Source organism: Catenovulum sediminis, assembly GCF_007289895.1.
Lineage (GTDB): Bacteria > Pseudomonadota > Gammaproteobacteria > Enterobacterales > Alteromonadaceae > Catenovulum > Catenovulum sediminis.
Genome location: NZ_CP041661.1, coordinates 293,912 through 314,414 on the forward strand (window position 1 = coordinate 293,912; position 20,503 = coordinate 314,414).

Genomic DNA, 20,503 nt, shown 5'->3' on the forward strand with positions numbered 1-20,503 from the left:
ATAAAGATTAATTTTTAACCTTAAAAATTAATCTTGAAAAAATATGTAAATTTATAAACAAGTTAGCAGTTAGAGTTATGTGTTTTTGATATTAGACAGAGGGTTTTTAAGGTAATTTTGGTGTGTTAACTGCCGTAGTACCGCGCCACTTAACCAGCATTAAAGTGTAAAACTTGCCTAGTTTGGCCAACGCCAACTATGGCATACTCCTGAAGCTGCAAATTATCCTTATATTGCAAATTTAAAACTCCGTTCCCCGACGCAAACGTGTCGGGGGATGAGTAGGCTGCAAAGGCTAATATTTAACAGTAATACCTGCTTGGAATCGACGCCCTGAATATGAAAGCAAAGTAACACGCTCCCGAATATCTGCATATTCTAAGCTGTTTTCATTGGTCATATTGATAACTTCCGCGCTCAGTGTGATATGGTCGTTTAGATCGTAAGAAGTACTGAAATCTAACTGTCCATAAGCATCGATATGATGAGGTAAACTACCGCCGTTGTTACCCTGACGTAAATTTAAAAATTTATCGCGCCAGTTGTAGGCAATTCTGGCCTGAAAACCATCTTTATCGTAAAAAGCAATTAGGTTGTAAGCATGTTTTGATAAACCTTCAACACCAGTGCCGGGTGATTGCACGTTTTCTTGCTCAAATGTATCAACATTGTCGTCCTCACTTTCACTATAGGTGTAGTTAGCTTGTACACCAAAACCGCTTAACCAACCCGGTAAATAGTCAAAATAATGCAAACCTGCAACCTCAACACCTGTCACTGTACCACCAGAACGGTTGGTTTTCTCTGTCACCAGTTCATCTAACGGTCCCCAGTCTTCTATCGTTACACCTGTCGGTATTTTGCTAACGGATTGAGAAATAAATGAGCTGATTTGTTTATGGAATACACCGAGGCTATAGCTATTTCCGGAATCGCCATAGTGTTCTAAAGAGAGATCGAATTGATTGGCTTCGTATGGTTGCAAAAACGGGTTTCCACCCGTTTGCGCAAAATCCCCCGCCCGTACATCTGAATAACTTCGGTTGACGCCGACATCTTCAATAGCTGGGCGTGTAATCACTTTAGCCGCGCCACCTTTTAAATAAAAACCATTGTCGAAATCTAAACTGATATTCAAACTTGGTAAAAATTTATTGTAACTTGTTCCTTTATTCAGTTCGCCCGGCTCAGTGTATTCAACCGCTAACAATACGCCATCTGTACTGGTTCCGTTTGAAGTATCTCGAGCGATAGAAATACGCTCTTTACCATGTCCGAACGATTCTGTTTCAGTCGCTATGTAGCGTACCCCAAAATTACCTGACCATAAAAAGTGATTTGACTCACCTTCAAAGTTTGCTTGTGAATAGATCGCGATGGTTTCTTCAGTGTTTTTAACTGATTCCGTAGGGCGAGCAGATTCAAACGCCCAATTGGGCTCTTTTCTTAAATCACCGATTGCGTTTTTATAACCGGCTAAATCGGTAATTAACACAAAGTCTCTTGGAAAATCACCCGCAACATCAGACAGGAAGTCGGCTTCGGTGTTTATCGCAAAAAACGAATCATCTAAGTCCATTGAAGTACCACAAATATTAACGCGATCTTCTTCAGGTAAACTTTCGTTTGAACAGTGATATAAATTATTAAATACCTGCTGTGACTTTTCACGGTCAGTATACGCACCCCCCATATCGATGGAGCGGATGTATTCTCCTTCTAGTTCATAACTGGCGTCTAATTTAAGTTCTAGCACTTCATCTTCTAATTTTCGGTAATCTGTATCATTCCAATGTGCTCTGATAGCCGAGGGATCGCTGGTATCAACCGTTGAGTCGATACTAATCACGTCGCCGCCTCGGCTGTCAAATTTAATGAAATCCTGACCTATAATTAAACCCAGTTCCTGATTGGGTTGATAACCTGGATCGCCCGGCTGAACGCTTTGATCAACATCAGGATTAACAAAATGAGGAACATACTGGTTCAACGTGGGTGTCGCTTTCGCTTTTGAATACGCAAGATCTAAATTAAATTTCCACTGCTCTAAATAATATTCAGTATTCCACCCCACAGCCAGTGTATCTGAAGATTCGCCGCGCTGCTGGAACAAACCATCAATCGGACTAGCCGGTTTAGTCGCCGCCAACGCCGTGCCACTTGGTGATACTGTAACATCTTGCCAGCCAGCATACTGCAAAGGCACTTGAATGCCATTACTAACCGCTTTTCGGCTAAAATCTGAATATAATAAATCCACTGTATGAGTCAAATCGAGTGATGGTGCCCATTGAATTGTGCTGTTAAAACTGGTGCGCTCGCGCGATTCAGTATCCGAACTATAAAAAGCTCTGCCCGGATACCATATTTTACCAGCTGACACAGCATTGCCATCAGTATCGTTAATGGGGCCCGGTGCCCACTCTGTGTTTGAAGCTTCAAAAGTTTCCCAAAAATTTGAGCCCGCAGAATCTATTCGGTTTGTTACAGATAAATGCGATATTCCCACTAGCACACCAAAGGTATTGTCTAGAAATGTATTGCTGACAATACCGGAATATTTAGGATCAACTTCCTCTGATAAATCGTTATATTTCGCGTGAATAGAGCCCGCCGCCTGCAAACCCGGTGTACGCAATGGACGTGCGGTTGTAACATTTACATAAGCCCCTAAACTGCCTTCTGCAATATTCGCCCGAGACGCTTTTATTACGTTGGCACCTGAAATAAGCTCTGAGGGCAGTACCTGAAAATCAAATTCTCTTCCTCGATCTGTTGTTGCGATCGTTCTGCTATTTACCTTAACTGCGTTAAATTTCGGACCAAAACCACGCACTGTAACTTTAGCACCTTCACCATTAGTGCGAGAAATAGAAACCCCGGTTATACGCTGCAATGATTCGGCGACATTCTGATCGGGAAACTTACCAATATCCTCAGCAACAATACTATCTTGGATGGATGGGGCATTTTTTTTCAAATCCATAGACTCAGTCAGACTACTTCGAATACCACTGACTTGAATAACTTCGGTCGGCTGCTGTGCAGCCTGAGTTTGCAATGCAATGCTTACCGCAACGGCGGCGGGCAATTGTGTGAATTTTAGTTTCATGTTCCACTTCCATTATATAAAAAACAACATTCATATATAAATTTACACTATAAGAAAAAAATTAACAGTGAAATGTTAACAAAAAGTATCGATTATTTGTCATGGCGCATAAATGGAATAGAATCTGGAATAATGGTTGGTATATTGTGTTATCCCTAAAATGTTATTCTTTGATAGGAATTGATGTATCGCTTCAAGTCTATCTATATTCAGTAAATCCCATCAATGAAAAACTAATTGATATAAAGATTGCTTTATGGTCATTTAGACATTATCATTATAATGTAAAATATATGTCATATTTAAGGAATAACCCTATGTCGAGTAGTGCCAAAAGTCTGTCGGTCAAAGAAAAACTAGCATATGGCCTGGGAGACACCGCCAGCAATATCGTTTTTCAAGTTGTTGCCAATTTTATGTTAATTTTCTATACCGATGTATTTGGCATAGGCGCAGCGGCAGCCGGTACCTTATTATTAGTCGTTCGTATATTTGATGCTATTACCGACCCGTTAATGGGCGGTATTGCAGACAGAACGCGCTCGCGTTTTGGTTCGTACCGACCTTATTTACTATATTTAGCCGTGCCCTACGGCATTATGGCAGTAATGGCATTTAGTGTGCCTGATTTTTCAGATAGTGGAAAACTCATCTATGCGTATGTGAGTTATGCCGCAATGATGCTGTTATATACCTGCATAAATATTCCCTATGCAGCATTAGGGGGGGTATTAACATCAAATACAAAAGAGCGAGCTTCTTTACAATCATATCGATTCGCTATGGCGATGACTGGTTTATTGCTGGTTGTTTCGGGTGTGCCATTGTTAGTTGACTGGTTAGGCCAAGGTGATAAAGCGGCAGGTTATCAATATGCGATGATGGTTTTGGCAGTCATCGCAATATTATGTTTTCTTGCCTGTTTTCGCTTTACCAAAGAGAAACAAATACCTCAGCCGATAGAGCAGGGCAGAACGATATACGGTGACTTTTTTAGCTTGTTCAAAAATGACCAATGGGTATTGATCTCAGCCGTGAGTGTCTGCTTACTTACTCTGGTTGCGCTTAGAGGCTCAGTGACACCACATTATGTAAAGTATTACTTGGGCGATGAATCACTGATGGCGAGTTTTATGACATTAGGTGGCATTGCTTCGGTTTTAGGTGCGGTGTGTACCATCTTATTTTCCAAATATGTTGATAATAAAAAGTTATTTATAGCTGGCTTGGCGGTTGGCATTGTTTCTCACGCTTTATTATTTGTTTTGCCCAGCGATCAGGTTGAAGCCATATACGCTGCGTTTATTGTTGCTAATTTTGCGCATATGGTTGTGACCCCAATTTTGTTTAGCATGGTTGCTGACACGGTCGATTATGGCGCGTTAAAAACCGGTCGCCGAATTATGGCGATGACATTTTCGGGCCACCTGTTAGCGATTAAACTCGGTTTTGCGATTGGTGGAGCCTCAGCAGGCTGGTTATTGGCGGCGTATGGTTATATACCCAATCAAGCCCAGTCGGCTGATACGTTGCAAGGCATCCTTATCGCATTTTCAGCAGTTCCGGTTGTACTCCTAACTGCCAGCTTGCTTTTAATCTTTAAATATAAATTAACTGAAGGTTATTTACGCGATGTACAAAACAAACTAGAGCAACAAACATTAAAAACTGAACAGTCAACCATGAACGTTTCCGAGCCAGCACCCGTTCAAGCGTAAAAGACAAAAAACCATTTAAAACAACCTCATTACGGGTTGTTGTATGCAAAAACGTTATTGTCAAACAGACAATTTAAAAACTCAGAAGTAAGGTAAAGATATGACGCCTAGCGATGCAGAAGTCACTAATCAGATCGATATACAAAGAGCTAAAGAATTGAAAGGTATTTCAGAGCCTTTGGTTACCCATATGTACACAGCTGATCCGTCTGCACATGTATTTAATGGTACGCTGTATATATATCCGTCACACGACATTGAAACGAATGAACCCATGAATGACGATGGTGATCATTTTGCGATGCGTGATTATCACGTTTTTTCATTAGAACAGCCGCAGGGAATAGCGAAAGATCATGGTGTTGCATTAGATATAGCCGATGTCCCGTGGGCGAGCAAACAAATGTGGGCACCGGATGCAGCTGAAAAAGACGGAACTTATTATTTATATTTTCCGGCACGTGACAAAGCTGGGATTTTTAGAATAGGTGTTGCAAGCAGTCAAACACCATATGGTCCTTTTGTCGCGCAAGATGACTACATTCAAGGCACCTACAGTATTGACCCAGCTGTATATAACGACAATGGCGACTATTACCTTTATTTCGGTGGCATTTGGGGTGGACAGTTACAGCGTTGGCATAATAACGAATTGAGTGATGAACGTTACCCAGCAGAAAACGAAGTCGCCATCAAACCAAGAGTCGCCAAATTAACTAATGATATGATTTCTCTGGCCGAGCAGGTTCGTGAGATCACTTTATTAGATGAACAAGGGCAAGAAATTTTAGCTGGCGATACCGATCGTCGTTTTTTTGAAGGTCCTTGGTTACACAAATATGCAGGTACATATTACTTTTCATATTCTACCGGCGATACACATAAAATTGTTTATGCGACGTCTGACAACCCGTACGGTCCCTTTACTTATAAAGGTGTTATCTTAAATCCAGTGTTGGGTTGGACAACGCACCACTCTATTGCCCAATATCAGGGCAAATGGTATTTATTTTATCACGACAGCTCGTTATCAGGCGGACAAACTCATTTACGCAGTATTAAAATGACAGAGCTTATACATCAGGCAGATGGCACCATTAAAACCATCGACCCTTACGAGCAGATATAACCCTGAATTGAGTTGCTAATGCAGAGGTGCCTGTGAAGCAAATTAAAAACCCCATTTTAACGGGGTTTAACCCAGATCCGAGCATTATCCGAGTAAAAGACGATTATTACATTGTCACCTCAACTTTTGAGTGGTTTCCAGGTTGTCAAATCCACCACTCAAAAAATCTCATTGATTGGCAGCTAATTAGCCGCCCACTCAATCGCGTGTCTCAATTGGATATGCGCGGTAATCCGGATTCATGTGGTGTGTGGGCACCTTGCCTATCGTACAAAGATGGTGTGTTTTATCTGTTGTACAGTAATGTTCGAAGTTTTTACGGTAACTGGAAAGACACGCCCAATTATCTGGTTACAGCAACTGATATCAAGGGGCCTTGGTCTGATCCTGTGTTTGTAAATGCCAGCGGCTTTGATGCGTCATTATTTCATGATGATGACGGCCGGACTTATTGTATAAATATGTTAGTTGATCATCGACAAGGCAAATTTTTTGGCGGTATTGTGCTGCAAGAATACTGTCTTAAGCGCAAACAATTAGTAGGCCAACCTCACCATATCTTTTCTGGCAGCCAACATGGTTGCACTGAAGGTCCGCATATTTATAAACGTAATGGATACTACTATCTGCTAACCGCAGAAGGTGGGACGGGATATGAGCATTGTGTCACGCTGGCACGCTCAAAAAATATCTTAGGACCGTACGATCTGCATCCCGATAACCCGATACTCACCGCTAAAAAGGAAGCCAACGCATATTTACAAAAAACAGGTCATGCTGATCTAGTCGAAACCCCAGAAGGGGAGTGGTATATGGTATTTTTAGCATCACGCCCACTGACACCGCGCGGACGCTGTATATTAGGACGAGAAACTGCGATAGAAAAAATGCAGTGGCATGCAGACAACTGGTTATACCTGGCAAATGGTAATCAACTTGCAAGTATACAGGTAGAAGCACCAGCAGGTGCTACACAATCCGCTGGTGCGTCTAACAATAGCGACGTGATGTGTCATTTTGATAAACCTGAATTAGATATTCAGTTTCAATCGTTACGTGTTCCGATCACAGACGACTGGGCAAATACGACCGACAACCCGGGTTACTTAAGATTATATGGCCGCGAGTCGCTCAGCTCTTGTTTTGAGCAAAGTTTGCTTGGGCGGCGAATTCAAGCACATAAGAGCGAAGCGCAAACCTGCATTGAATTTAGCCCAGATCATTTTCAGCAAATGGCTGGTTTAGCTTGTTACTACAATACCTTCCATTATTTTTATTTGCATATACATGGAGGGGACTTTGCCGAGAACACTGCCAATAAAACTACAAAGAGCTCAGTAAATAACACAGCGCACAGTAAAAAGGAAAAATGGCTCAGTCTGCTGGTTTGTGACAAACACCAAACCTATCAAGCATGCCAACCAGTTGACCTATCCAGCGCTGGAAAAGTATTTTTAAAAGCTGAATTTTATGGGGCAGATTTGCAGTTTTATTATGCAACACTCGATGGACAGTGGTTAAAAATAGGCCCTGTTTTAGACGGCAGTATTTTATCTGATGATTATGTGGTTCAGTCAGATTACGGCTATCAGCCATGCTTTACCGGCGCTTTTTATGCGCTCGCCTGTCAGGATTTATCTGGGCAAAAGCAACACGCTGATTTTAGTTACTTTAAATACACTGAAGTCTTTTAACTGAACTTTTAATTCACCATTAAAACAAGCCAACCTGTTTTTGCAGGTTGGCTATTAAAAACTTAAAGACCCTTTATTGTGGATCGTCTTCGCCGCCAATACCTATCTCTTTGGCAATTTTTAAGTTGATTTTGTAACCGACTGCATAATCATTTGGGATCGTATGCGGCTTATTAATGACAAGCCCTTCGCTATTGTGCTGCCAATGCACTTTTTGTCCGCTGCCCAGCATTTCAATGCTGTCTATTTCACCATCGAGCAAAGTTAAATCGGTACTTAAAGTTTTAACAATGATGTCTGCTTGTGGTTTATCTAAGACAAACATATACAGGGTATTATCGCCTTTACGGGTAAAACGAATATCTTTGTCAGTGTAAGCTATTTTTTGCTTTTCAACCTTGTGGCCGCCCGCTCTAATGCGCGTTGGGCCTTCACCAAATGCTTTCCACGGACGGGTTTCGTAAATACCTTCACCATTCATGTTCAACCATTGCCCAATATTTAATAACATGTCCTGCATTTCTTGCGGAATTGAACCGTCAGGATTAGGCGGCACATTTAGTAGCATCAAACCATTTTTAGAAACAATATCAATTAAAATATCGATTATCTCGTTTGGTTCAACAAATTGCGCATTTTGACGGTAGAACCAAGCACCTGGCGAGGTATCTGTCATCCAATATTCGTCTTTAAGTTTGTTAGGTCGGCCACGCTCATAATCGTATACACCGACTGAGCTTGGAAACGATGTGTTTTTATAACTCACAACCACATCTTTACCCCACTCAGCCCCTTTATTGTAATAATAAGCGATGAATTTTTTGCGGTATTCTTCGTCTAGTTCTTCAACCCACCAGTCAAACCAGATAACTTCGGGTTGATATTTATCAACCACTTCAACTAATTTTGCATACCATTCGTCATGGAATCTTTTCGACGGTTTAAAATCGGTTAACGCATGGCGATCGGTGTACAAGTCAGCGGTTTCTTCCGTTGCGTCAAATTGGTAGGCGTTGGCATAGTACACCCAGGTAAATGCATGATGGAACGAAGCTAAAAATTTCATTCCGCGCTTTTCAATCGATGTTTTTAGCTCACCCGTGACATCGATGCCGTTAAAATCTTTAACATTCCAGCGTGTCACTTCACTGTCCCACATCGCAAAATTGTCATGGTGCATGGCAACCGGCCCGGCAAATTTCGCACCGGATTTTGCAAATAGCTCTGCCCACAATTCTGCATCAAATTGTGATGGGTTAAATTTCTTGATGATGTCTTTATAACCCACCTTAGAAGGATGGCCATGGTTTTTAGTGTGTTGCTTATAAATACCAGAAGGAAAGGTTTTACCGTTTCGTTTGCGTTTGATGCCGTTTTTCCAATCGTACGCTTCGTCCATATACATCATTAAACCGTACCAGCCGGCACCTTGCTCCAACCCAATGTTGGCCGTAGAAACCGGCCCCCAATGCGTATAAATGCCAAATTTAGCATCTTGAAACCATTTAGGTCTTTCGTCTACTTGCGCTAAATCGTCCCAAGATTCTGCATACTTAGCGCCCGTATCCTGAGCGCCCGTATCACGGGTATCTGTCGCGCGATTATCTGCAGTGCGAGTGGACGTTTTATCAGAAACGTTAGAGCATGCGGTTAAAGCAACCGAGATGGCAACTGCCATCAGCGTTAATTTTTTCATTAGATTCAGCTTACTTTAAAATGCTACTTAACGCTGAGTTTTGGCAACCAGCTGCTCAATTCTTTGCTGCATCTGTTTTACCCGCTGTGGATGTAATGCCGCGATATTGTGTCGCTCAGAAGGATCTTTACTTAAATCGTAAAGCTGAGGCACATTAATTAAACCACTTTCAATGCCTTTATCTCTTATCCACCCATCTTTATTGGTGCTCGGTGAAATATACTTCCAATCACCTTGACGTAAAGACAAGGTAAATGCTTCTTCTATTAATTCTTCGCGCCCACTGACAGATCCATCTAACCAAGCAGCAATATGATTCTGACTGTCAATGGCTTCATTTTCGGCTAATTCGATGCCCAATAAATTTGCCACTGAAGCATATATGTCAACCTGACTCATCAATGCATTGCTAACAGCAGGTTTCACCCGGTTAGGGTAGTGAACAATGGTTGGCACTCTTGTACCTGCTTCATATGCACTATATTTACCGCCACGGTAAACACCGCCCGGCTGATGTTGACCTAACAACTCTACCGCTTGATCTTCATAACCATCGTTTAATACTGGGCCATTGTCGCTGGTAAAAATAACCAGTGTATTGTCTAGAATTCCGGCTTGTTCCAGTTTATTGATGACCTGACCTGTTATGTAATCCATTTGCACAATAGCATCGCCCCGTAAGCCCATTTCGCTTTTTCCGATAAAGCGTTCATGCGGTAATCTGGGTACGTGTATGTCATGAAATGAAAAGAATAGAAAAAACGGATTGTTTTTATTGTCTTCAATAAACTGATTGGCTTTATCGGTAAAGACAGTATAAAAGTCTTCATCTTTCCACTCGGCCGATTTTCCACCTTGCATCCAACCGATACGACTAATACCGTTTATGATGGTTTTATTGTGTTGATCGTCTGCGACTTGTCTGCGCAGTTCTGGATTTTCATAACCGGTTGGTCGATCGCCAATTTTTTTAGTGTAATCAACGTATAACGGGTCGTTAGCAGATAGGTTAATCACCTTGTGATTTTCCATATACACCGCCGGTACACGATCACCGGTCGCCGGCAGTAAAAAGCTATAATCAAAACCAATTTCCAATGGGCCTGGTTTTATTTCACTATTCCAGTCAATCGGTTTTGTACCATCGCCTAAACCCAAATGCCATTTACCCACAACCGCACTGGTATAACCGGCTTTTTTAAGCATTGAAGGCAAAGTGGGTTGAGCCGGATCAATGAGTAGCGCGGCGTCCCCTTTTAAAACCTGTGCTTTTTTTCTAAAGGCATATTCGCCAGTTAACAACGAATAGCGCGAGGGCGTACAGGTTGCAGCAGAGCTGTGACCATCGGTAAAGCGCACACCATTTTCTGCTAAGCGATCAACATTTGGCGTTTTAACACCAATTGCACCATAACTACTTAAATCTGCGTAACCTAAATCATCAACATAAAAAATGACAATGTTTGGTTTTTCTGTTTTTGTATCGAATTGCGTGCTGTTTTCAGTTGTGGTTTGGCTACAAGCCGTTAATACACAAGCTATTAACCCTGCAGTAAAATTAACTGGCCGTTTATTCAGTAATCTCATGGTGGCACCTTGCATTGCTATAAATTATATTTTATATGTAAATTAAATATATTATATTTGATTTAACATGAAAGATAAACGATACTTTAATAAAAGTTTGTCTAATTTGTTAAAAAATCATTCTGAAAAGATAAAAAATGAGCTGATTTTGTTTCAGTTTAGCACCTAAGAACAGCCACAAACAGATTGACAACAATACAATGTTAACAATAATGTCGTTATATTAGTATGTGAAATATTAAAATTATGAGTAATAGGGGATTGAGGTGGTTAATAAATTAAAAATATCGGTTGTCTGCATGAGTTTGGCACTCGCTGCTTGCAGCGATCCGGGTCATAAAACAGAAAATACAAATATGTTAACGCCGGCTAAACAGAGCGTAACAATAGATTCTGTGCTGACCTTAGAAAATTTCGAACAACCTGATGCAATGTTGCAAATAGTACAAGAAGGCGCACAGAGTAAACTTGTTTCCAGTGGTGAAAATACATCGTTAAAAATAACCTTTGAGCAAAGTGCATTAGAGTCGTACGTTTCTTTAAAACCGCAAACACCATGGGATTGGAGCACTTTAGGCGATATTAATCTTGCGGCAGACATTAAAAACACCTCTGACACGTCCATACAAATTTACGTTCAAATTTTTAATCCGTATGGCGCGTTTCATGAACGCAGCATCAGTATTCCAGCGGGTTATCAAGGCACTTACTACGGTGTATTAACCGGCGAACAAATGACCATAGATAGTGGTTTAAGAGAAGATCCAAAATCATGGGAAACTGACGACCATAAAATGTTTTGGATGCGGGGTTACAAAGGCATGCAAATGAATGCTATTAGTGAAATTCGTTTTAAGACCCTTGCACGTAAATATGAAAAATCCATTGAAATTGATAATTTAAGAATAAGACAAAACCCAGAATTTAATTTAGCTTATTTACGCGATTTAGCCGATAAATTTGGCCAGAGCCATAAATTTGATTACCCGACCAAAATAAAAACTGACGCTCAGCTTAAAGCAGTCGCCGAAGCCGAAATTAAACAGTTAGAAGAAGAAGGCACCATGGCCGACCGAAGTGAATTTGGCGGTTGGGCAAGCGGCCCTAAATTAGAAGCTACTGGTTTTTTCAGAACAGAAAAAGTAGATGGTAAGTGGGCCATTATCGATCCGCAAGGTCACCTGTTTTTCTCGTCTGCGTTAGCCAACATACGTATTGCGAATACAACCACCTATACAGGTGTCGATTTTAAAGATGATTCTGTACGCTACAAAGACCCAGAAGATGTCACCCCTGAAGATTCGTTGGGGATACGTCCGGTGTCAAAAGAAGCGCAAAAAACAGCATTTGTGACCTCAGAATTAAGAAACAAAATGTTCACTTGGTTGCCCGACTACGATGACCCTTTAGCCAATCACTACAGTTATCGTCGCGAATCACATAAAGGCCCAATTGAACATGGTGAAACTTTTAGTTTTTATCAAGCAAACCTTGAACGTCGATATGGTGAGTCTTACCCAGATTCATACTTAGATAAATGGCGTGATGTAACCATTAAACGCTTCAAAAACTGGGGGTTCACTTCAACCGGTAACTGGGCAGACGCCAGTTTTTACCAAATGAACCGGATCCCATATTTTGCCAATGGATGGATCATAGGTGATTTTAAAACCGTCACTTCGGGTAATGATATTTGGTCACGCATGCCAGATCCGTTTGATCCAGAATTTAAACGCCGGGCACGAGTAACAGTAGAAGTTATCGCAGAAGAAGTACAAAACAATCCGTATTGTATTGGCATATTTGTCGATAATGAAAAAAGTTGGGGTAATAACTCGAGCTTACAAAAACGTTACGCCATCGTGTTACATACGCTTAAAAACAAATTGCAAGATAGCCCAGCTAAAACGCACTTTGTCAAAATGCTAAGAGAAAAACACGCATCAATTGATGATCTAAACAATGCCTGGGGAACCCAAATCGCGTCATGGCAAGCTTTAGATGAAGGTGTCGATATTGTTCGCCACCCGATTAATGATGCAATGCAGCAGGATTTATCAGATTTATCTTTTGCCTATGCCGAAGCTTACTTTAAAACAGTACATGATGAATTAGAAAAAGTGTTACCTAATCACATGTACATGGGTGTCCGTATGGCAGCTTGGGGTTTAACGCATGAAGCAGCTCAAGCCGCGGCTAAATATGCAGATATCATGAGTTATAACTATTATCGTGAATACGCGCATGAAAAAGCATGGGCTTTCTTAGAAAAACTAGATAAACCTAGCTTAATTGGTGAATATCACATAGGTGCAACCAGTGACACGGGTTTATATCATCCAGGTTTAATTCATGCTGCTAACCAACAAGACAGGGCGCGAATGTATAAAGATTACATGCAAAGCGTTATTGATAACCCTTACATGGTCGGCGCACATTGGTTTCAGTATTTAGATTCACCCATTACAGGTCGGGCGCACGATGGTGAAAACTATAATACAGGTTTTGTCACGATGGCAGACGTACCATATGCAGAAATGGTTGACGCAGCAAAAGAAATTAACCGCCAACTATACCAACGAAAGTTTGGCGATGTAAAAGTGAAATAACAACATTTGTGTTTATACCGCTTACTAGGGTCTCGCACGAGACCCTATGCACCTTCGTTTAGCTTTAATCAATGTTTTATCCTTTACCGCAAAGACACCATAGCAGCCTACAAAAAGATATCTAATCCTTCACTCGCACAAATTTTGTGAACAATGCACAGTTAACCAACAGCAAAAACGAAGGTAAACTAATTGCTTTAAAATTGTTATTAATTTTCAAATATAGTAACGCATTCTCACATCATGTTGACCGCATCAGCATGTCTTGCGTATCGGATTTCTATTAGCTATGTGGTCGCAACACCCGATAGGATTTATGAGGTAAAAGAAGGAGACTTTCTGTGAGAGACACAGCAACCATATCTCAGTTATCGAGCAGGGAACAACAAGTCCTGCAATGTATAATTCAGGGGCTATCAAACAGTTTAATCGCTCAACGATTACATGTAACTGAACACACAGTTAAATTTCATTGCAAAAACATATACTCAAAATTGCAAGTTAAAAATAGAGTTGAGCTAATTTGCACGGCTAGAAACGGCTGATACATTAAACAGACTTGACAGCCTCCAGACAAAACATACAGTAAAAAATACTTATTGCAGTTTAAATTGGCTAGCAGACAATACTCGATTTGAGTAACAAATTTGACCAATCTCACCTTTAAACCAATGAACTTTGTTCAATCTCGCGGCAACCGAGCCAGTGATATGCTCACCAAGTCCGTTAAAATAAAATGATTGACTAAGCTCTTTTTTTCCTTGTACCCAAGTGGAAAACCAATGGCCATCATATGTAATTGCGACATTGTACCAACGTTCTGTGGCGTGAAGCTTATTGGGGTCAACAAGCGTTAACCCTTCTTTTCCATTTTTTAGGAAAGCATCAAAGTACCAGTTGTTATCTTCGGTAATACGCATTTCCATAGTGATCCGCTTATTTCCATCTTCAGTTGATTCAAAGTGCAATAATCTTGGCTCACTATTTTTTTCGGAAAAGGCATATGGATGTACCTCCATCTCTATAGTAAACCCAGTGTAATTGTGAACAGGACTTTTGGTGATAAACAATCTGTCATTTATACCATTAAATACCAAAGCACTATCCTTGTCTGAGGATTTTTTTGGGCTACCTACAATCTCTATGTTTGACTGAGTAATATTAAGAAAATGAGCTAATCTCCAACATTCGCTATCGCTATCAACGCTTGGCGAACCGATAGCCATACTAGTCAACGCACAACTAAGTAGGCATACCTGTACTAATCTATTTATTTGCATAATTACCTCGATTAAAAACTTACACGCAATGAGCACATCCACCATAATGCGGCAGTACTACTATTAATTAAATTGACTCTTTATTCCAACCATGAGGCTGCGCCCCTGCAACAAATACTCAACCGGTTGTCGATTGTATAAATTACCCCACTGAATTTTAGGCTCATTAGTAATATTGTTGATATCAATTGATAAAACGGTATCATCCATTAGATTGATATGGCCTGATATTTTCCACACATTAGTACTCTCGTACCCTCGAACAAAAGTACCTTCATCTTTATATTCATTACGATACTGTTTAACGAACCCTTGGCGGTAGTTATAACCCAAGCGAACTCCCCATTGATTACCTTCATAATACAGAGTCGCATGAAACATATTTTTTGAAGAATCCTCTTCCGTTAAGGTCATTATTTGCTGTGTCATCGGGTCTTGAACATCTCTGGTATAATCAACATATGTATAATTTGCTTTTATACCCAAGCCATCAAAAGGCGCGGGCAAAAAGGTAAACGGTTGTTGATATACAAATTCAACACCCCACATAGTTTGCGGAGGCGTGTTAGCAATACTTTCGATAGACCATTCATAATTATCAGATACTTTTTGCGGATCTATGCCTAAACTGCGCATTTCTGTCGCTGACAAAATCTGCGTTGTTTTTTCTGTAGTAATACTCGTGATATTTTTATAAAAAAATGCGCCAGCTAAAAGTGCGCCGTCTGCAAAGTACCAATCCAACGCTAAATCCATTTGCGTTGATTCATAAGGTTTTAGAGTTGGCCCCGCACCTCGTTTAATCAAACCACCTTCAACCTCACCAGTGTCTGAATTTTCCGATGGCATTCCTATTGATACCTTTGACGTGAAAACATCTAGAGAAGGTCGAGTAATTGCTTTGGCAACGCTAATACGAGCTAAAGTTGTATCAGTTAAGTCTAGTGATAAATTAAATGAAGGCAGTAAGTTAGAATCTTTGTTTACCTTACTGTTCCAGTTGTAACTTTCCGCCTTAAAATAATCTTTAATATAACTGCTGGAATCTATTACTGATGAAGTCGTGGTATTTTGAATATGGCGTAAACCAATATTACCTCTGACACCATAGTTAAAAATTGTCGAATCCCAATCTAGTTGTACATAGCTTGCAATAACCTCTTCTTTTACAACGTATGCTTGATCAAATCGCTCTCGCCGTTGCATAAAATCCATTTGCCCAAAAGATTGCATAAGTTTGTCAAAATCAGGAATCAACCAAGTATTTTCATTTAAACTGGAAGTAACTGGAATAGATACGGCATTGCCAAAATCAACGCCTGATGCATGCAAATTTGAAGAAAAGCGTTCACCATTTAAACTAGGTATTTCTATTTGTTCTCCTAGCTCATTTATATAAATTAATTTATCCCCGTCGCTAAACGTGTAACTGTTAATCCAAGCTTCAGCTCTATCGCCTTGAGTGCCGAAACCATCTTGACTCAAACGCTTATAATAATTTCTATAGTTATGTCTCTCGGCTTTAAATGAACGAATATTTGAACCAAGTTTCAATCGAAAAGCAGTATCAATTGAATATAAAAAATCCAATTTAATGCTATAATTTTCACTCGTTCCAACCTCAGCTTCAGTCCTAGTTAAAGCTAAATGGTAATTGCGGCCGTTGCTCGTTTCCTGCTTTGCATTAACGAGAGTATAGCGATCTCCATTATAATCCTTGTCAGTGGCCTCACGATGATTAGGTAACCAAACAAAAGAAGGAATCGATGCATTCATTGTACCTCTACTAAAATCAAGGCCTTGCTCATTTATTAATCTAATTGGTTCTATACTCGTATCCCAACTGTATGCGACGATTGAATTATGGGCATCTAATGCAAACATATTTTGATAAGGAACGTCCAACTCTGATTGCCCGTAACCCGTTAGTATTTTCGCCTTCAAACTGTCGTTCACTTTCCAATTGACATCGATAGTAGCTTGCTCAAACTGAGATTGAGCAATCCCTTGATTCACTTCAGAGCGAATTCTTGCATTCGAAAATGCTCCTGCAACTATATTATTCGAAACATCTACAACTACATTTTCTGGATAAATCTGTGGGTTATCTTTATTATCACGGAACAATATCGAATTTTGGTATTCATTTGCGACTGACTTTATCGATGCATACAACCAATCAATATTTAGACTGAAATCATCAAATGGAAAGTATTGAATTGCTGCAGTTGTACCAAAACGTTCTTGTTCTCGAGTGAATATAGAGTAACGAGGAATACGCGGAATCCATTTTCCATCAAGACCTTCATTTGTATAGGGTCCAGACTCCGAAATCGTCGTAATAGGTTCAGCCAACAACCGGTTAGTTCCACCATCATGGACAGATGTACTATTTTCATCCCACTTAGGATTAAGCACGGTCCACCTAACCGTACTTGCCCCTTCGAAATGAGAAAGCCCTTTGGAATAAGCAATCGACCCTAATATGCCAAATTTATTATTCCAATTTTTGCTCGCCATAAACGACATGCGAGGCTTAATTTTAGAGCTGATTTCGTAATATCTACCGCTAAAACTATACGAAAACATAGAACCATCATATTGAAAAGGTCGAGCTGCTTGTAGATTTACATTGCCACCAATACCCCCATCTTCAATTTCAGCCGAAGGTGTCTTTTCGATCTCTATTTGAGTAAATAACTCTGAAGCAAAAATCCCAAAATCTAAAGATCGAGTATTACTCGAACCACCCACAACACTTGAATTTGTACCCGATGCCGCCGATTCCATGCCATTAATAGTGGTCTTAATATAACGAGGTCCGAGTCCTCGCATTGAAACCTGTCGGCCGCTGTCAGAGCTTTCGTCAATTGACACGCCTGGCACTCTTGATAAAGATTCAGCTAAGTCTGCATCGCTATAACGATCCGCCCCTTGAACCGAAATAACCTCTTGGGTTCCTACTGTATCTTTTTTACTGACTAGCTCAATTTGTTGCTCTGAATCATTTGCATAACTTAGCGTTGGCATGCATAGCATAAACCCCAAACAAGTGGTTTGAATCACAGCCTTGTGCAAATTTATAATATTGTTAAATTCCATAATTCTCTCTGTCAATACTTACCCACTCAAGCAAACCGTTGCGCAGAAACGCAGGAATAAAGTTGACACGTGAACACAAATAACCATTACTTTCTTCCAGCACAGGGCCCCCCACGCCAGACCTAAAACCAACGAAAAAACTAAATGTGCTATTTATGTCTTGTAACCAAACAAATAGACATCCACCAATGCGGAACCAACATTAACGGCATTCCGCATTTGTTATACACAATGAATGGTTACAATGATAAGTGGCCAGGTTTACATACCAAGTTCAACGCTAGCTAAAATAAATGCACCAAGACCATGTGCATCATTCGGTCTAACCGCTTCCTCAACATAGTATTTAAATGTAGCTGGACGATAAGGTGAGTTGCCTAAACCAGTACCAGCAACCGTCTTGATTAATACCAATTCGTTATTGGTTGGATTTATTTCGATGTGATGATCCACTATTGCTTTGAAAGCTTTAAGGGCAATTTTATGGTATTTTTTGGGTAGATATCCAAGGCGGCTACCTTTGGCCATCGCATAACTGAACATAGCGGTACCAGAAGTTTCTAGATAATTACCAAACTCGTCACCTTTATCTGTAACTTGATACCAAAAACCACTTTTATCCTGATACTTCACAATGCTCTCACTCACATTATTTAAAATGGTGATGAGCGTTTGTCTATCTTTATGATCTTCCGGGAAAACTTCTAGGGTGTCGACAAGCGCCATAACATACCAACCTAACGCTCGAGACCATACTTCTGGTGAACGGCCTGTTTCTGGATCTGCCCAGCGCTGTAATTTACTCTCGTCCCATGCATGTAAAAGCAGGCCAGTTTTATTATCACGAGTCATGTTGTTTACTAAGATAAACTGATGAGCTATATCAGAGAAAGAACGTTCAGATTCACCAAAATGGTCGGCATATTGAGCCCAATAAGCCGAAGCCATATAAAGTCCGTCTAACCACATCTGGTACGGATATATTTTCTTATGCCAAAAGCCTCCAGATTTGGTGCGGGGTTGCCACTCAAGCTGTTTACGTAACGTATGCATGACCTTCAGATACCGCCCATCTCCATACTTTTCATACAACAAAAATAAAATCTTTCCGTTGTTGAGCATATCCAAACTGAATTTTTCGATCTGGTAGTTTTTTATATTGCCTTCAGCATCTACCATATCATCAACGTATTGCTTACTGTATTCGAGATAAACTTCATCTCCGGTTTTTTCATATAATTTTTGGAAAGAAAGCAGTACTAACCCGTAAGGATAATCCCATTTTGGGCCAGATAATAATTTGTAGTAATACATTTGCCATGCTTTGGGGCTTTGCTGCATCAGAGTTAAAGCCATTCGTTCACCCCACATTTTATCTGTAGGGATGATTTTGTCTTGAGTGCCTGCCGCTACTGGTTTAATCGTAACGAATATAGTGACCAAAACGGCCAGAAAAATTTTAGCCGAATGATATTTTTTCAACATGATTACGTTTCCCGTGAATTAATTGTTGTAGGTATTTTTTTTTTGAGTTTCTACGTGAATTTACAGCATGATGCCTCCTATACGACTCCGAATTTTTTCAGTTCAGCCACTATGTCATTGTGAACAGGAATGGAAATTGAGTTGTTTTTTGCAGCATGCCAACTTCTTTCTCCTGGACTTCGATAATTCACAGATGTCTTTTTAAGTGAATGAATAAATTTATTGGCTTTGCCGTAATAAGCTTCTAACGAAGTAGAAGCATTAATATTTAGAGCGATAAACAACTTCGAGGAACGGCTATCAACGGAGGGGGCGTTATCGTCTTTTAATTCAAGGCTATTGTCAGAACCGGCTAATATTGAAGTTAAACATTCAGTCATTATCGCCAACGATTCACCTTTATACCCTCCCATTGGTATGACTGCACCGTCCAAAATTTCGTCAGGGTCATCTGACAACTCTCCGCAGCGATTCACACCAAGACCATATTCGACCTTTCTGTTATGACGACTAGCGGTAGCAATCTTACCAACTGAGCTTTGCGACAAAGCCATATCTAGTACAAGCGGAGCCGTACCATCGCCAGTAGGTGCGCCGATACCTATCGGGTTATTACCTAAAACGGCGAACTTACAATCCTGCAAAGTCATTGAAGGAACTGCATTTGTGGTACAAAAACCTAAAAAGCCATTATTAGCAGCTTCACGCACGTAATAATGAGCTCTGCCCCAATGCGTAGTATTTATGGCAATACATGCACCGATACCAAACTTTCGAGCATTTACTTGCGCTCGAGTCATCGCGTGCTGAGAGGAATAACGTCCTAACCCATTGTGGTAATCAATAACAGTCATTGCATTGTTTGTCTTCATTTCGGTTGGTTCAATATCCGGCGCAACAAGACCATCAGAAATAGCCTGAACTAATTTGGGAAACATGCGAATACCGTGTGACGGAACTTCACATTTATCAGCATCAAGCATTATTGCGACTTCCTGATACGCCATTGCCTCCGGAACGCCTAAATTTGTTAAGGCTTTTGCCAACTTATCTAACAGTTGTTCGTATTGAAATCTAACAATATCAGTCAT

Annotated in this window: 12 protein-coding genes; 5 read left to right on the top strand and 7 right to left on the bottom strand. The window is 40.4% G+C overall.

Annotated features, from left to right (window positions below; all coding sequences use genetic code 11):
• Positions 1-295: 295 nt before the first annotated feature.
• Positions 296-3,112 carry a TonB-dependent receptor gene (locus FNT16_RS18660; RefSeq protein WP_143873372.1) on the bottom strand — a complete coding sequence of 939 codons (2,817 nt, stop codon included), beginning with the start codon at positions 3,110-3,112 and terminating at the stop codon, positions 296-298.
• 317 nt (positions 3,113-3,429) lie between these two features.
• Here FNT16_RS18660 and FNT16_RS18665 point away from each other — a divergent pair, with 317 nt between their 5' ends.
• The 3 genes from FNT16_RS18665 (at position 3,430) to FNT16_RS18675 (ending at position 7,653) form a co-directional block, all read left to right on the top strand.
• A complete protein-coding gene (locus FNT16_RS18665; protein WP_143873374.1) occupies positions 3,430-4,830 on the top strand; it encodes a glycoside-pentoside-hexuronide (GPH):cation symporter in 1,401 nt (466 codons plus the stop codon).
• A gap of 100 nt (positions 4,831-4,930) precedes the next feature.
• Positions 4,931-5,959 (top strand): glycoside hydrolase family 43 protein, encoded by a 1,029-nt coding sequence (locus tag FNT16_RS18670; protein WP_143873375.1) that lies wholly within the window; start codon positions 4,931-4,933, stop codon positions 5,957-5,959.
• A gap of 32 nt (positions 5,960-5,991) precedes the next feature.
• Positions 5,992-7,653, top strand: coding sequence for a glycoside hydrolase family 43 protein (locus tag FNT16_RS18675; RefSeq protein WP_143873377.1), 1,662 nt, complete (start codon positions 5,992-5,994; stop codon positions 7,651-7,653).
• A 73-nt stretch (positions 7,654-7,726) separates the two neighbouring features.
• On the opposite strand, the gene FNT16_RS18680 is transcribed toward FNT16_RS18675, so the two are convergent.
• Both FNT16_RS18680 and FNT16_RS18685 read right to left on the bottom strand, forming a co-directional pair.
• A complete protein-coding gene (locus FNT16_RS18680; protein ID WP_246072582.1) occupies positions 7,727-9,349 on the bottom strand; it encodes an alpha-L-fucosidase in 1,623 nt (540 codons plus the stop codon).
• A gap of 27 nt (positions 9,350-9,376) precedes the next feature.
• Entirely contained in the window at positions 9,377-10,936 is a 1,560-nt protein-coding gene (locus tag FNT16_RS18685; RefSeq protein ID WP_143873379.1) for a sulfatase family protein, read from the bottom strand.
• A 266-nt stretch (positions 10,937-11,202) separates the two neighbouring features.
• Here FNT16_RS18685 and FNT16_RS18690 point away from each other — a divergent pair, with 266 nt between their 5' ends.
• A complete protein-coding gene (locus tag FNT16_RS18690) occupies positions 11,203-13,545 on the top strand; it encodes a beta-galactosidase (RefSeq protein WP_246072584.1) in 2,343 nt (780 codons plus the stop codon).
• Between the two features lie 341 nt (positions 13,546-13,886).
• The gene (locus FNT16_RS18695) at positions 13,887-14,090 is read left to right on the top strand and encodes a response regulator transcription factor (protein WP_143873381.1); all 204 of its coding nucleotides are present in this window, start codon (positions 13,887-13,889) and stop codon (positions 14,088-14,090) included.
• A 51-nt stretch (positions 14,091-14,141) separates the two neighbouring features.
• Here FNT16_RS18695 and FNT16_RS18700 read toward each other — a convergent pair whose 3' ends face one another.
• The 4 genes from FNT16_RS18700 to FNT16_RS18715 all read right to left on the bottom strand — a co-directional run bounded on the left by FNT16_RS18700 (position 14,142) and on the right by FNT16_RS18715 (position 20,503).
• Positions 14,142-14,825: a LamG-like jellyroll fold domain-containing protein gene (locus tag FNT16_RS18700; protein WP_185976806.1), complete on the bottom strand. Its 684-nt coding sequence runs from the start codon at positions 14,823-14,825 to the stop codon at positions 14,142-14,144.
• A gap of 63 nt (positions 14,826-14,888) precedes the next feature.
• Entirely contained in the window at positions 14,889-17,927 is a 3,039-nt protein-coding gene (locus tag FNT16_RS18705; RefSeq protein ID WP_143873384.1) for a TonB-dependent receptor, read from the bottom strand.
• 261 nt (positions 17,928-18,188) lie between these two features.
• Entirely contained in the window at positions 18,189-19,412 is a 1,224-nt protein-coding gene (locus FNT16_RS18710; RefSeq protein WP_221935103.1) for a glycoside hydrolase family 88/105 protein, read from the bottom strand.
• Between the two features lie 77 nt (positions 19,413-19,489).
• Complete coding sequence (locus FNT16_RS18715) at positions 19,490-20,503, bottom strand: Ldh family oxidoreductase (protein WP_185976807.1); 1,014 nt, start codon at positions 20,501-20,503, stop codon at positions 19,490-19,492.

Excerpts from the sequence above, each read along its gene's own strand:
- FNT16_RS18700 (WP_185976806.1), bottom strand. The coding sequence starts at position 14,825 with ATGCAAATAAATAGATTAGTACAGGTATGCCTACTTAGTTGTGCGTTG.
- FNT16_RS18665 (WP_143873374.1), top strand. The coding sequence starts at position 3,430 with ATGTCGAGTAGTGCCAAAAGTCTGTCGGTCAAAGAAAAACTAGCATAT.
- FNT16_RS18685 (WP_143873379.1), bottom strand. The coding sequence starts at position 10,936 with ATGAGATTACTGAATAAACGGCCAGTTAATTTTACTGCAGGGTTAATA.
- FNT16_RS18680 (WP_246072582.1), bottom strand. The coding sequence starts at position 9,349 with ATGAAAAAATTAACGCTGATGGCAGTTGCCATCTCGGTTGCTTTAACC.
- FNT16_RS18710 (WP_221935103.1), bottom strand. The coding sequence starts at position 19,412 with ATGTTGAAAAAATATCATTCGGCTAAAATTTTTCTGGCCGTTTTGGTC.
- FNT16_RS18715 (WP_185976807.1), bottom strand. The coding sequence starts at position 20,503 with ATGACTGATATTGTTAGATTTCAATACGAACAACTGTTAGATAAGTTG.
- FNT16_RS18670 (WP_143873375.1), top strand. The coding sequence starts at position 4,931 with ATGACGCCTAGCGATGCAGAAGTCACTAATCAGATCGATATACAAAGA.
- FNT16_RS18705 (WP_143873384.1), bottom strand. The coding sequence starts at position 17,927 with ATGGAATTTAACAATATTATAAATTTGCACAAGGCTGTGATTCAAACC.
- FNT16_RS18660 (WP_143873372.1), bottom strand. The coding sequence starts at position 3,112 with ATGAAACTAAAATTCACACAATTGCCCGCCGCCGTTGCGGTAAGCATT.